The 14894-nt window shown below is 72.8% G+C and carries 6 protein-coding genes; 5 read left to right on the forward strand and 1 reads right to left on the reverse strand.

What is annotated here, in order from left to right; translation table 11 throughout:
* From CA984_RS14035 to CA984_RS14050, 4 genes are all read left to right on the forward strand, one after another.
* A partial coding sequence (locus tag CA984_RS14035; RefSeq protein WP_341351711.1) for an alpha-ketoacid dehydrogenase subunit beta occupies nt 1-1000 on the forward strand: 1000 nt, incomplete at its 5' end.
* Nucleotides 993-2321, forward strand: coding sequence for a 2-oxo acid dehydrogenase subunit E2 (locus CA984_RS14040; protein WP_086572045.1), 1329 nt, complete (start codon nt 993-995; stop codon nt 2319-2321). The genes CA984_RS14035 and CA984_RS14040, both read left to right, overlap by 8 nt.
* The gene (locus CA984_RS14045; protein ID WP_086572047.1) at nt 2318-7990 is read left to right on the forward strand and encodes a non-ribosomal peptide synthetase/MFS transporter; all 5673 of its coding nucleotides are present in this window, start codon (nt 2318-2320) and stop codon (nt 7988-7990) included. The genes CA984_RS14040 and CA984_RS14045 overlap by 4 nt, the downstream gene beginning before the upstream one ends.
* Before the next feature lie 301 nt (nt 7991-8291).
* Nucleotides 8292-9122, forward strand: coding sequence for an NmrA family NAD(P)-binding protein (locus CA984_RS14050; RefSeq protein ID WP_242675939.1), 831 nt, complete (start codon nt 8292-8294; stop codon nt 9120-9122).
* Between the two features lie 155 nt (nt 9123-9277).
* Here CA984_RS14050 and CA984_RS14055 read toward each other — a convergent pair whose 3' ends face one another.
* The gene (locus CA984_RS14055; RefSeq protein ID WP_086572049.1) at nt 9278-14113 is read right to left on the reverse strand and encodes an ATP-dependent helicase; all 4836 of its coding nucleotides are present in this window, start codon (nt 14111-14113) and stop codon (nt 9278-9280) included.
* A gap of 257 nt (nt 14114-14370) precedes the next feature.
* Here CA984_RS14055 and CA984_RS14060 point away from each other — a divergent pair, with 257 nt between their 5' ends.
* Nucleotides 14371-14859, forward strand: a complete 489-nt coding sequence (locus CA984_RS14060) for a VOC family protein (RefSeq protein WP_086572051.1) — start codon at nt 14371-14373, stop codon at nt 14857-14859.
* Nucleotides 14860-14894: the final 35 nt, after the last annotated feature.

Below are 14894 nucleotides of genomic sequence, written 5' to 3' on the forward strand. Positions count from 1 at the left end.
CCCGATGGGAGGGAGCATGCGCGTAGCCGAGAACCTGAACGCCGCCCTGCACGGGCTGCTGGACGATGATCCCACCGCCTACATGATCGGCGAGGACATCATCGACCCGTACGGCGGCGCCTTCAAGGTCACCAAGGGCCTGTCGACCCGTTTCCCCGGCCGAGTGATCGGCACTCCGATCAGCGAGGGCGCCCTGACCGGCGTCGCGGCGGGGCTGGCGCTGACCGGCAACACGGCGGTGGCCGAGATCATGTTCGGCGACTTCGTGGCGCTCGCCTTCGACCAGCTCTGCAACTTCGCGAGCAAGTCGGTCTCCATGTACGGCAGGCGACTGCCCCTGCGGATGGTGGTGCGCTGCCCGACCGGCGGCGGCCGGGGTTACGGCCCCACGCACAGCCAGAGCCTGCAGAAGCACTTCGTCGGCATGCCGGGGCTGTCGCTGTATGAGATGTCCCCCTTCCACGACAACCGCGCCGTGCTCGGCGCGATGCTGGAGCGGGGCGAGCCGTGCGTCTTCTTCGAGGACAAGGTCCTCTACACCCGGCAGATGGACCAGGTCGACCCGCTTTTCACGGTGCGCCGTGAGGGCGACCTGGCCGTGGTCGACCTGCGCGGCCCGGACGCCCGGCCCGACTGCGTGATCATCGCGCCGGGCGGGATGGCGCACCGGGCGCTGGCCGCGATGCGGTCCCTGCTGGTGGAGCAGGAGATCTCCTGCCGGCTGCTGGTCCCGTCCCGGCTCTACCCGCTGGACGCCGACGCGCTGCTGCCGTTCCTGGGGGAGGTCGTCCTGGTCGCCGAGGAGAGCACGGCCGGCGGCACCTGGGGCAGCGAGGTCGCCCACCTCCTGCACGCCCGTCTCTGGGGCCGCCTGCGCGGCCCCGTCCGCCTCGTCCACTCCCGGGCCAGCGTGATCCCCACCGCCGCCCACCTCGAGAACGAGGTCCTGGTGGGGGAGTCCACGATCCACCACGCCGTACGAGAGGCCCTGCGTGGCTGACATCCGCGTCCCCAAGCTCAACAACAACGACACCGAGTACCTGGTCGTGGAGTGGCTCGTCGAAGACGGCAAGCCCGTCCAGGCCGGAGACCCCGTCGCCGTCCTGGAGACCTCCAAGGCGGCCGACGAACTGGAGGCCGCCGAGTCCGGTCACCTCCACCACGTGGCCGGGCTCAACACCTGGATCGCCCCCGGCGCCGTCCTCGCCCGGATCACCCCCGAGGCCGTCCCGGCGGCGTCCGCCGACGCGCCGGTCACCTCCGGGGCGGTTCCCGCTTCCGCTTCCGCGGCGTCCCCGGACACGCCGGCCGCCGCCGCGGACGTCCCCGCGACCGGCGCCCCCGTCATCACCGACCCCGCCCGCGCCCTGATGGACGCGCTCGGCGTCACCGTCGCCCAGGTCACGGCCCTCGGCCTGCCCATCGTCCGCCGCGGCGACGTGGAACGCCTGGCCGGGAGCGCCGGTGCGCCGCCGGCCACCGGTGGGCACGCCGGAGCCAACGGCGCCCACGGGCACGCCGGAGCCAACGGCGCCCACGGGCACGCGGGAGCGGACGGCGCCCACGGGCACGCCGGAGCCGACGGCGGGGTTCCCGGACAGGCCCGCGCCGCCGACGGTCCCTTCTCGCAGGCGGGGGAGCGGGCCGGAGAGGCGGGCTCCGACGGCGCGGCGGGCACGTATCCGCTCTCCCGGGTGCAGCGGGCAGTGGCCAGGGCGGTCACGACCTCGCACAGCACGATCCCCGCCGCCTACACGGTGGTGAAGTTCGACGTGGGGCCGCTGCTGGCGCGGACCAGGGGGCTGAGCAGGGATGTCCGCCGGCCGGTCGGGCTGGCGGAGCTGTTCGTCCAGGCCGTGGCCGCGCTGCATCCGGCGTACCCGCTGTTCTTCGCCTCGGTCGACGGGGATCGGGCCCGGCCGGCGGAGGCGCCGCGTGTCGGCGTCACCTTCGACATGGGCCAGGGCCTCTACGTGCCGGTCGTCCACGACACGGGGTCGCTCCGGGAGATCGCCGACACGCTCATGCGCTACCGGCTGGCGGCCACCGAGGGCGACTTCCGGGAGAGGGACCTCACCGGCGCCAACATCGCCGTCACCCTGCACACCGACGCCGACGTGATCCTCGCGATCCCCTTCGTCTTCCCCGGGACGGTCTGCGCGCTCGCGGTCACCTCGCCGCAGCCCGAGGTCGTCCTCGGTGACGACGGCGCCGTGACGACGAGAACCGTCGCGAACATCGGCCTCGCCTACGACCATCGACTGATCAACGGCCGGGACGCCGCGCTGTTCCTCGCCGCCCTCCGGATGGAGCTGCATTGACCGAGACGACGCTGTCGGACGCCAAGCGGGCGCTGCTCGCCCAGCGGCTCCGACGCCGGGAGGAGTCCCGGACCATCACACCCCGGGCCCCGGGAACCACCCCGCCCCTGTCCCACGCCCAGGAACGCCTGTGGTTCCTGGAGCAGTACCGCCCCGGCACCACCACCTACACCGTCCCCGTCGCGGCGCGCCTGCGCGGAGACCTGGACGCCGACGCGCTGCGCCGGGCCCTGGACGAGATCGTCGCGCGCCACGAGGCCCTGCGGACGCGCTTCCTCACCACCGAGGACGGCACACCCGAGCTCGTGGTCGACGGGCCCCGCCCGGCCGAGCTGCGCGTCACCGAGGCGGCGGACCTGGAGGCCGCGGTCGAGCTGCTCGACGCCGAGCTCGCCACCCCCTTCGACCTGGAGCACGGCCCCCTCTTCCGGACCGTCCTGGTACGGCTCGCGCCCGACGACCACGTGCTTCTGATCGCCGCCCACCACACCGTCATCGACGGCTGGTCCAGCGACGTGATCATCCGTGAGCTGCTCGCCCTGCACGACGGCGCGAACCCGCCGTCCGCCCCGGTCGGTTACGGCGACTACGCCCTCTGGCAGCGCGGACGCGAGCACCGCGGCGAGATCGACCACTGGCGGGAGAAGCTCGCCGGTCTGCCCGCCATCGAGCTCCCCACCGACCGGCCGCGCCCGGCCGAGCAGGGGTACGAGGGAGCCGCCCTCGACTTCCGGCTGGACGCCGACCTCACCCGGCGGCTCACCGACCTGGGCAAGGCCGCCGGGGCGACGCCGTACATGACGCTGCTGGCCGCCTTCCAGGTGCTGCTGGCCCGGTACTCGGGACAGTCGGACTTCGCGGTCGGCTCCCCGGTCGCGGGACGCGGCCTGCCGGAGCTGGACGGCGTCGTCGGCATGTTCGTCAACACGCTGGTGCTCCGCGCGGACCTGGCCGACGATCCGTCGTTCAGCGCGTTCCTGGCCCGCACCCGCGAGACCGCGCTGGACGCCTTCGCGCACCAGGAACTCCCGTTCGACCAGCTCGTCAACGAGCTGAACGTGGTCCGCGACGTGAGCCGGTCGCCGCTCGTCCAGGTGACGTTCGCGCTGCAGAACTTCAAGGCCGGGGAGGAGGACGGGCGGGTCTCGTACGTCACCCTGCCCGCCAGGACCACCCGTTTCGACCTGGGCCTCTACCTGTTCGAGAACCCTGACGGGCTGGTCGGGAACTTCACCTACAGCACGGCGCTGTTCGACCCGGAGACCGTGGAGCTGCTGGCGTCCCGGTTCGAGACGCTGCTGCGTTCCATCGTGGAGTCGCCGCAGACGCGGGTCGGAGAGCTCTCCCTGCTCTCCGAGGACGAGCGGGACCTGGTCCTCGGCTTCGGCGCCGGCACCGCCCCGGCGCCCGCCGGCCACGACCTGCTCCACGACCTCGTCACCGCGCAGGCCGCGCTGACCCCCGGAGCCACGGCCGTGGTCTGCGGCGACTCCCTGACCTACGCCGAGCTCGACGACCGCTCCACCCGGATCGCCGCCCTGCTGAGGAACCGCTACGGCGTCGGCCCCGACACCCGGGTCGGCGTGTTCCTGGAGCAGTCCACCGACCTCGCGGCGGCCGTCATCGGCGTCATGAAGGCGGGCGGCTCCTACGTCCCCCTCGATCCCAAGCAGCCCCGCGACCGGCTGGCCCACATGCTCGGCGACGCCGGAGCCGTCGTCGTCGTCACCACCTCCGCCCTCCGCGACCTGGTCCCGGGGCCGCCGGCCGTCTGCCTGGACGAGGAGACGCTGCGGGAGACCGCGTTCGAGGCGCCCCCGGTCACGGCCGACCACCTCGCGTACGTGATCTACACGTCGGGGACGACCGGGCGGCCCAAGGGCGTCGGGGTGCAGCACCGGCAGGTGCTCACCTACCTGGCCGGGGTCAGGGAGCGGTTCGAGGTCGAGCCCGGGGCGGTCTACACGCTGCTGCAGTCGCTCTCGTTCGACTTCGGGGTGACGATCTTCTACCTGTCGCTCATGACCGGCGGCGAGCTGCACCTGGTCGACCCGCAGTCGCCGGTCGAGGAACTCGCCGGGCAGCTCGGCCGTACCGACTACCTGAAGATGACCCCGTCCCACCTGGCCTCGCTGCTCGCCGACCCCGACATCGCCGACCCGGCCGACCTGCTCCCGCGCAAGCTGCTCGTCCTCGGCGGCGAGGCGTCCAAGTGGAGCTGGGCCCGGGAGCTGAGCGCGCACACCACCGTGGTCAACCACTACGGTCCCACCGAGGCCACGGTCGGCATCTCCACCCACGCCGTCACCGGCGAGGCCGAGCGGTCGCTGAACCTCCCGATCGGCAGGCCGCTCCCCGGGGCCCGGGTCTACGTGCTGGACGAGCATCTGCGGCTCGTCCCGCCCGGCATGACCGGTGAGATCTACCTCGGCGGCGACCGGCTCGCCCGGGGATACCTCGGCCAGTCCGGCCTGACGGCGGACAGGTTCCTGCCCGACCCGTACGGCGAGCCCGGCGCGCGCATGTACCGGACCGGCGACCTGGGCCGCTGGCTGCCCTCGGGCGACCTGTGCTTCCTCGGCCGCCGTGACCTCCAGGTGAAGGTCCGGGGCTACCGGGTGGAGCTGTCGGAGATCGAGTCGGTCCTCACCGACCAGCCCGGCGTCGCGCACGCCGTCGTCGAGCTGCGCCAGGACCGGTTGATCGGCTACCTCGTCGGCGAGCGGACCAGCGTGAGCGAGCTGCGCGCGGCGCTCGGCGAGCGGCTCCCCGAATACATGATCCCCGCGCGGTTCGTCTGGCTGGACGAGCTGCCACTGAAGTCGCACGGCAAGGTCGACCGGGCCAGGCTGCCCGAACCCGACGAGGAGCGGCCGGACCAGGAGGCCGGGTTCGTCCCGCCGCAGACGCCTGTCGAAGAGGCGATCGCGGGGGTATGGGCCCAGGTGCTCGGACTGGTCCAGGTCGGCGTGCTGGACGACTTCTTCGACCTGGGCGGACATTCGCTGCTCGCCGCACAGGTGGTCGCCCGCCTGCGGAAAGCCCTTCCCGCAGGCGGGCGCCAGGTAAGCATCCTGGACCTGTTCAAGCACCGGACCGTCCGCGAGCTCGCGCAGCTCGTCGAGGCCGGCGACGACGGTCCGCGCATGCTCCTGCACCGGCTCACCCCGGTCCGCACCGCCACCTCCACCCTGGTCTGCGTGCCGTACGGCGGCGGCAGCGCGGCCATCTACCAGCCGCTGGCCGACGCGATGCCCGCGGGCTGGGCGTTGCACGCGGTCGCCGTCCCCGGTCAGGAGATGGGGCTGATCGAGGAGACCCGGCCGGTGGCCGAGGTCGCGCAGGGCTGCGTGGAGGAGATCCTCAAGGGGATCCGGGGGCCGCTGGCGCTGTACGGCCACTGCGGGCTCGGCGTCATGCTGACCGTGGAGATCGCCCGGCGCCTGGAGGCGGCGGGACGGCCGGTGGAGGCCATCTACCTCGGCGGCATCTTCCCCTTCGCCCGGCCCGCCTCGACGCTGGCCTGGCTGTCGAACCTGACCGACCGCCTCCGCAGCGACCAGGTCTGGGCCAACGCCCTCCAGGCCGCCGGTCTCGACGTCGAGGACCTCGACCGGGACCAGCTCAAGTTGATGATCGACAACCGCCGCCAGGGCACCAAGGAGGCGGAGCGCTACTTCACCCGCCTGTTCGCCGAAGGCGTCGAGCCGCTCAGGGCGCCGATCATCTCGGTGGCCGGCGAGCGTGACCCGGCCACCGAGTTCTACCAGGAGCGCTACCGCGAGTGGCACCTGCTCACCGACTCCACCGCCGTGGTCGTCCTGGACGAGGCCGGGCACTTCTTCCTGAAGTACCGGGCCGAGGAGCTGTCGGCCATCGTCACCGGCACCCACCGGGCCATCGCCTCCGGCGAGACCGCCGCGCTGGGCCGTACCGACCGATCCACCTGGTGGCTTGAGGGCATCTCCGACCAGCGCGCCTCCGAGGGGCCTGGGGCCGTCGCGGGCGTGTCCGGTCGACTCGGGTCCGTTCCGGGTGTGTCCGGGCTGGCTGGATCCGACTCGGATGCGTCCGTCCCTGGTGTGTCCGGGCAGGCCGGGTCGGGTTCGGAGGTTCCTGGACAGGTCGTGTCCGGCTCGGGCGTTCTCGGGCAGGCCGGGGCAGGTCCGGATGTCCTCGGGCAGACTGAGGCTGTGCCGGACGGCTCCGTTCCGGGGGTCGGCCGGCAGGACATACCCGCTCCCCGCGTCGCCGGGCACGGGGCGTCCACCCCGTACGGGACGCGGCGGGAGCCGAAGCCCAGCATGAAGCGGTTCGCCACGGTGGCGGCGGGACAGCTCATCTCGATCATCGGGTCGTCGCTGACCGAGTTCGCGGTCCCGCTGTGGATCTACGTCACCACCGGGTCGCTCGCCAGGTTCGCCCTGTTCTCGGTCCTCGCACTCGTCCCCGGCATGCTGGTGTCCCCTCTCGCGGGGGCCCTCGTCGACCGCTACGACCGGCGCAGGGTGATGCTCGCCGGGGACATCGGCGCGTTCGGCACCCAGCTCGCCCTCGGGATCCTGCTGTGGACCGGAAACCTCCAGGTCTGGCACATCTACCCGCTCCTGGTGCTGCTGTCGGTCGCGCTCACCTTCCAGCGCCTCGCCTACAACTCGGCCGTCCCCCAGCTGGTCCCCAAGCGTTTCCTCGGCCACGCCAACGGCGTCGTCCAGATGGTGACCGGCACCGCTCAACTCGTCGTCCCGCTGGTCGCGGTCGGCCTGATGGCCGTGATCGGCCTTGAGGGCATCCTCGTCCTGGACGTCGTCTCCTACGTCTTCGCGATCGCGGTGCTGCTGTTCGTCCGCTTCCCGAAGACGATGGCCTGGAAGCGCAGGGAGTCCCTGGTCTCCGAGATGGTGGAGGGGTGGAAGTTCTCCTGGGGCAACCGGGGCTTCCGCGGCATGCTCTTCTTCTTCGCGGTGCTGAACATCTTCCTGTCCCCGCTGTTCCTGCTGATCTCACCGCTCGTCCTGGGCTTCGCCACCCTCCAGGACGTCGGCCGGATCTCCTTCGCCGGGGGACTCGGCGTCTTCCTCGGCGGTCTGACCATGACCGTCTGGGGCGGTCCACGGCGGCAGCGGCTGCGCGGAGTCATGCTCTCCACCGTGGTCCTCGCCGTCTTCTGCCTGATCACCGGCCTCCAGCAGAACCTGCTCGTGATCGCGGTCGGCGCGTTCGGCATGTCGTTCTGGCTGACCCTGCTCAACGGCGTCTATGCCACGATCATCCAGGTGAAGGTGCCGCAGCGCTTCCACGGCCGGGTCATCGCGCTCAACACGCTGATCGCCTGGTCCACCCTGCCGATCGGTTTCGGCCTGGTCGCGCCGTACGGCAGTGCGGCGTTCGAGCCGCTGCTGCTGCCCGGCGGCCCGCTGGCCGACACGGTCGGCCTGGTGCTCGGCACCGGTGCGGGCCGGGGCGTCGGCCTGATGTACGTGCTGTTCGCCATCGCCATCGCCGTCACCGCGCTGGTCGCGATGCGCACCCGGACCCTGTCCCGGTTCGACGTGGACGTGCCGGACGCGCTCCCGGACGACCTGGTCGGCTTCCAGACCCTGCAGAGGCGCCATGGACAGGAGCAGCAGCACGAGCCGGTCGCGGAGGTGACCGCCCTGCAGACATGAGCCCGCCGGGGCCCATGATGAGGGCGGGAGCGGTGAACGCCCCTGAGTACGGCTCCGCCGTACCGGCACATCCCGGTACGGCGGGGCGGTGCGGCCACCGCGGGGCCTGTCCCGTCCGGGCTTCTCGATTCCACGGACGCAACCCCTGGAGCCGGGTGGAGGTCACCGGCCTCCCCGTCACCCGAAGGTCCCGTCTTCCTTCCGAAGACCATCGGAAGTCCTTCGATTCTCTCGGCAGGGTTCTCCGGAGAGTCTCTCCGGAAGGTTCTCCGGAGGGGCGGGAGTCGACCCGGCCCTCGTCATGCAGCACTTCGGCTCCAAGCAGGAGCTGTTCAGCCGGGCCGTCCAGGACTCTTCGGTGCCGGAGGACGCGGAGCCCGGGGAGCTCGTCGAGCGGATGCTGGAGACACTCGGCGTGAAGCTGAGCGGGCTGCCCCCGGCCTCGTTCGGGTCGGCGCTCTCTCCCGGAGACCGGTTGTTCCTGAACAGCTCGCTGTGGCCCGGCTTCGTCCCCCGGTACCGCGAGGTGATCGACCTCGCACGATCGGCCGACGTGGCCCAGGTGGTGAAGGTGTCCGTGCGCGGGGCGGAACCGGGGGCGCTGCTCGGCGGCGGAATGCACGGCGAGGTCGAGGCACACCTCAAGGCGTCGGGGCTGGCCTGGTCGATCCTGCAGCCGGTCGGGTTCATGCAGAACCTGCCCGCGGAGGTCTCCTTCCAGGACGGCGAGGGCCGCTTCCACGGCTCCTACGGTCCGGGCCGGGTGGGCTACATCGACGCCAGGGACATCGCCGACGTGGCCGCAACCCTGCTCACCCGGCCGGTCGGGGCGGATGAGACCTACGTCCTCACCGGCCCCGAGGCGCCGACTCACGACGAGATCGCCGCAGCCGTCAGCGCCGCGCTCGGCCGCACCGTCCGCTACGTCGACCTCCCGGTGGAGGAGTTGACCGGCCGTCTGGAGCGCCAGGGCCTCCCCGGACCCGCCGCCCGTGACCTCGCCGAACTCATGGCCCAGATCGGGGACGGCCGATGGTCCACCACCACCGGAACGGTCGAGGCCCTGACCGGCCGCCCGCCCCGATCCCTCACCCGCTTCCTCACCGACCACGCCGCAGCCTTCCGCCTGTGACCCCCAGGCGGCCACCTCCAGGCCCACAGGTGACAGGTCTCTCCGCCCCGACAGGCGGATCCTCCAGGGTCCGCCGGCGCGGTCTCTCTCCTCTGGCGGGCGGAGTCCTCAGATACCCGTGAGGCAGGTCCCGGGAGATCAGTGGGCGGGGGTTTTCAGGCCCGTAGGCGCAGGCCTCTCGGGGTCGGGTGGAAACCGGCGGCCTCCAGGGCGGCGCCCAAAGGGGAGTCGTTGATGGCGGTGCCGTCCGCGCGTTCCACGGTCAGCTTGCCGAGGGCGCCGTCGCGCACGGCCAGGGCCAGGGCGTCCACGGCGGGCTGGAGGCGGTCGTCGTCGGTGAAGGACAGCAGGGTCTTGCCGCCACGCTCGACATAGAGCACCAGGTGCCCGTCCACGAGCACCACCAGCGATCCCGCCTTCCGGCCCGGCTTGTGGGAGACCTCCCCGGGATGGGCGGGCCAGGACAGCGCCGCGCCGTACGGGTTGGCCGGGTCGGCCGCCGCCAGTACCACCGCGCACCGTCCGTTCCCCTCCGGCCTCCGGGCGCTCCACGGGTCAGGGTCGGGTGCCTCGGAGCGCGGTGGCGTGGCGGCGGCGCGCATGCGGTCGACGGCTCCGGGGAGGGCGAACTGGGCGCCGCCCAGCCCCTCGACGAAATAGCCCCGACGGCACCGGCCGCTCTCCTCGAAGGCACGGAGCACCTGGTAGACCGCGGCGAACCCGCCGGGCAGCCGTTCGGCGGTGACCGCGCCCCGCGTCACCACGCCGTGCCGCTCCAGCAGTGCCTCGGCCTGGGCGTGTGCCCGTTGGGTCGGGTCGTCCGCGGCTCCGGGCAGCAGCCACCAGCGACCGCCCACGGTCGGCGGCCCGCTCCGGGTGGGCAGTACCGGCCGCCGCCTGCGTGTCGTGGCCGGGCGGTGGGCGGGACGGCCGGTGCCGAGCGTGGCCCGCAGCGGTGCGAGCGTGTCACCGGTGATCCGCCCGGCCCACACCAGGTCCCACACCGCGGCGGTCAGCGTCCCGTCGTCCGGGACCGAACCGGCCGTCAGGGATCCGACACGGCCCGCCAGCTCGCGGAAGAACAGCGCCCCTCCACCGCCGAGCACCTCAAGGACCGCCTCGTGCAGCGGGGTCATGGTGATCTCGACCGGATCGGGCATCAACAGGGGGGCGGTGTCGGCGAAATACAGCGCCACCCAGCCGTCCCCACCCGGCAGGGAGCCCTGCCCGGCCCAGAGGACCTCGCCCGAGGACGTCAGCTCGTCCAGCAGCGACGGGTCGTATCCGGGGACCCGTGAGGGCAGGACCAATGTCTCCAGCGCCGACGCCGGCACCGCCGCGCCCTGCAACTGCTCGACCGCGCTCACCAGCGCGTCGATCGGCGGCCTGCCCCGCTGCGGGGCGCCGCTGATGCCGTGCCAGGCGGGGGCGAAGACGGCCAAGGTCTCGGGGGAGACCGGCTCCACCTCCTTGCGGAGCCGGGCCAGGGACCTGCGGCGCAGCATCCGCAGCACCCCTGCGTCGCACCACTCCTCTCCCCGGCCGCCAGGCCTGAACTCCCCGCTCACCACCCGGCCGGAGACGGCCAGGCGGCGCAGCGTGTCGGTGACGACCGCCGGGCCGAGCCCGAACCTGGCGGCGGCCGTACTCGCCGGAAACGGGGTGCGCGTGCGGGCGTGCCTGGAGACCAGGTCGCCCAGCGGGTCGTCCACCGGCTCCAGGAAGGCGTGCGGCACTCCCACCGGCAGCGGCACGCCGAGCGCGTCGCGCAGCCGGGCGGCGTCCTCGATGGCCGCCCACTGCTCCTGCCCGGCCACTCGCACCCTGATCGCCCGCCGGGCGCTCTCCAGGCCGGTCAGCCAGGCTGGGTCGCCCTCACGCAGGCTCACGTCGGCCGCGACCAGGGGGCCGTGCGAACGGAGCAGGTCGGCGAGGTCCTCGGCGTCGCGGAGCGGCCGGTCCAGCCGGGCCAGCTCACGCTCGGTGTCGGCGATCACGTCGGGGTCGAGCAGCTCACGCAGGTCCGCCTGGCCCAGCAGCTCGGCCAGCAGGCTGGTGTCGAGCGCGAGCGCCTGGGCACGGCGCTCGGCCAGGGGGGCGTCCCCCTCGTACATGAACGCGCCGACGTAGTTGAACAGCAACGACGCCGCGAACGGCGACGCCTGGGAGGTCTCGACCTCGACCAGCCGCACGCGCCGCGCCGAGATGTCCCGCATGAGCCGGACCAGCCCCGGCACGTCGAACACGTCCTGCAGGCACTCGCGCATCGTCTCCAGCACGACCGGGAACGAGCCGTACCGGCTGGCCACGTTGAGCAGGTGCGAGGCCCGCTGCCGCTGCTGCCACAGCGGGGTGCGCTTGCCGGGGGTACGGCGCGGCAGCAGCAGGGACCGTCCCGCGCACTCCCGGAAGCGCGCCGCGAACAGCGCCGAGCCGCCGAGCTCCTCGGTGACGATCTGCTCGATCTCCTCGGCGTCGAAGACCGCGACGTCCGACGGGGGACCGGAGAGCGTGTCGGGGATGCGCAGCACGATCCCGTCGTCGGAGTGCACGGCCTGGACGTCGACGCCGTAGCGCTCCCGCAGCCGCCGCCCGATCGCCAGGGCCCACGGCGCGTGCACCCGCGCCCCGTACGGCGAGTGCACCACGACCCGCCAGTCGCCCAGCTCGTCGTGGAACCGCTCGACCAGCAACGTCCGGTCGTCCGGCACGTATCCGGTCGCCTGCCGCTGCTCGGCCAGGTAGGACAGCAGGTTGGCCGCGGCGAACTCGTCGAGCCCCGCCGCCCTGATCCTCTCCACGGCGCGCTCCCGCGCCGGGTCCCCCTGTCCCGCAGGGCCGGGTTTCCCGTTGTCTCCCGCCGGATCGCCCGGCTCCGCCGAGTCCGGCCTGGCGCCGTCTCGCGCGAGGCTCCCCTTCCTGCCGGATCCCGGCCCGGCGCCGGAGTCGGCGCCCGCGCCGGACATCTCACGCAGGAACGAGCCGATCGCCCTGCCCAGCTCCGCCGGGCGTCCCGCGTTGTCGCCGTGCCAGAACGGCAGCTTGCCCGGCTGGCCGGGGGCTGGGGAGACCAGCACCCGGTCGGCCGTGATGTCCTCGATCCGCCAGGAGGTCGCGCCGAGCACGAACACGTCCCCCGCCCGGGACTCGTAGACCATCTCCTCGTCCAGCTCGCCCACCCGCGAGGACTTCTCCCCGACCAGGAAGACGCCGAACAGCCCTCGGTCGGGGATCGTGCCGCCGTTGGTCACGGCCAGCCGCTGGGCCCCGGGGCGCCCCCGCAGGGTGCCGGTGACCCGGTCCCACACGATGCGTGGGCGCAGCTCGGCGAACTCCTCGCTCGGATAGCGCCCGGCGAGCATGTCGAGCGTCGCCTCCAGGGCGCTGCGGGGCAGCGTCCGGTACGGCGCGGCACGCCGTACGACGGTCTCCAGGTCGTCCACCGTCCACTCGTCCAGCGCGGTCATCGCCACGATCTGCTGGGCGAGCACGTCGAGCGGGTTGCGCGGGTAGCGGAGCTCCTCGATCTCCCCGCTCCTCATCCGCTCGGCCACCACGGCCGTCTGGACCAGGTCGCCGCGGTATTTGGGGAAGATCACGCCACGTGAGACGGCTCCCACCTGGTGGCCGGCCCGGCCGATCCGCTGCAGGCCGCTGGCCACGCTCGGCGGCGACTCCACGCAGGCGACCAGGTCCACCGCGCCCATGTCGATGCCGAGCTCCAGGCTGGAGGTCGCGACCACCGCCGGCAGCCGCCCGGACTTGAGCGCCTCCTCGATCTGGGAGCGCTCCTCCTTCGACACCGACCCGTGGTGGGCCCGCACGATCTCCGGGACCGTCCCCTTGGCCGCACCGGCCTGCGCCATCATCGCCGCCGGGGTGGACAGGGACGCCGGCGGCGCGGGGAAGCCCTCGGCCCAGTGCACCGGCTCCGACGGCTCCGACGGCTCCGGCTCGCCGGTCCTGCGCTCCCACGCCAGCTCGTTGAGGCGGGTGCACAGCCGCTCGGCCAGCCGCCGGGAGTTGGCGAACACGATCGTCGAGCTGTGGTCCTCGATCAGGTCGAACAGCCGCTCCTCCACGTGCGGCCAGATGGACCGCCGGGCCGGGGGCTCCAGCAGCCACCGGTCGTCGTCATCGGGCTGGGAGGGGCGCGGAGCGCCGTCGAGCTCCGTCATGTCCTCGATCGGGACGACCACCTTGACCTCGATCGTCTTCTCCGAAGGCGGCTGGATCACCGCCGCCGGGCGGGAACCGCCGAGGAAGGCGGCCACCTCGTTCACCGGCCGCACCGTCGCCGACAGACCGATCCGCTGCGCGGGCCGGGGGAGCAGGGTGTCGAGCCGCTCCAGGCTGAGGGCCAGGTGCGCGCCGCGCTTGGTGGCCGCCACGGCGTGCACCTCGTCGACGATGACCGTCTCCACGCCCCGCAGCGCCTCGCGGGCCTGGCTGGTCAGCAGCAGGAACAGCGACTCGGGGGTCGTGATGAGGATGTCCGACGGCCTGGCCGCGAAACGGCGCCGCTCCTGCGGCGAGGTGTCACCCGACCGGATCGCCACCGAGATCTCCGGCACCGCGAGCCCGAGCCGCCGCGCGGTCTGCCGCATTCCGGCCAGCGGCGCCCGGAGGTTGCGCTCGACGTCCACCGCCAGGGCCTTGAGCGGCGACACGTAGAGCACCCGGCACCGCTCGGCGGGGGCGTCGTCCTCGCGTGAGCGCCTCCGCCCGCCCGTGGCGCCCGCGGTGTCCTCGGCGGGCCCGCCCGTCGCGGCCGCGCGTTCGGCGGCCAGCCGGTCGAGCGACCACAGGAACGCGGCCAGCGTCTTGCCTGAGCCGGTCGGCGCGACCACGAGGGTGTTGTCCCCCCGGGCGATCGATGCCCACGCGCCCTCCTGGGCGGCGGTGGGCGAGGCGAAGGCTCCGGTGAACCAGTCCCTGGTCACAGGGGTGAAGTGGTCGAGCGCTGATCCGGTCACGGCTCCATACTGCATCGCCCCACCGACAGAATCCGCCAGGGTCACGACTGGCCCGAGCGGGCCGCTCGCCGGGCGGATCGGCTCCGTCGCACCGACCGGCTGGGAGGGCGACGCTGGGAGGACGATACCGTCGCCGGCTCCGTGTTCCCGAACCCCGGAACGTCGATGGAGATCCTCGCCACCATGGCGTGACGGCTGGGGAAGGTTCGCCGCGTCCTGTCGGGGAGATAGAGATCAGACGAGCACCCGACGCATTGAGCGGTGAGCCAGCGATGAGCATCGACCATCCGGCGGTGGAGACGGCACGCGAGCGGATCAAGGCGGAGCATCTGCGGGAGCACCGCCCGCCGAGCAGCGCGAGGGGCCTGCACCACTTCGCGCTGATCTCCTCCGACGTGGAGACGACGATCGCCTTCTACCAGGATCTGCTGGAGTTCCCCCTGACGGAGATCTTCGACAACCGCGACCACCGGGGATCGAGCCACTTCTTCTTCGACGTCGGAAACGGCAACCTGCTGGCCTTCTTCGACCTGCCCGGCCTGGACCTCGGTCCCTACAAGGAGGTCCTCGGCGGGCTCCACCACATCGCCGTCTCCGTTGACCCGTCCACCTGGGAGCGGCTGCGGGGCAAGCTGGAGGCCGCGGGCGTGCCGCACCGGATCGAGAGCGGCGCGTCGATCTACTTCAGGGATCCCGACGGGACCCGCCTGGAGTTGCTCGCCGACCCGCTGGGCGAGATGTACGGCTCCCGCGTTCTCTGAGACCCGGACCGGGACCGGCGAGAGGCTTGTCCGGT

Origin of the sequence: Streptosporangium minutum (genome assembly GCF_002149035.1) — a bacterium.
Classification (GTDB): Bacteria; Actinomycetota; Actinomycetes; order Streptosporangiales; family Streptosporangiaceae; genus Streptosporangium; species Streptosporangium minutum.

Excerpts from the sequence above, each read along its gene's own strand:
- CA984_RS14055 (WP_086572049.1), bottom strand. The coding sequence starts at position 14,113 with ATGCAGTATGGAGCCGTGACCGGATCAGCGCTCGACCACTTCACCCCT.
- CA984_RS14050 (WP_242675939.1), top strand. The coding sequence starts at position 8,292 with ATGCAGCACTTCGGCTCCAAGCAGGAGCTGTTCAGCCGGGCCGTCCAG.
- CA984_RS14060 (WP_086572051.1), top strand. The coding sequence starts at position 14,371 with ATGAGCATCGACCATCCGGCGGTGGAGACGGCACGCGAGCGGATCAAG.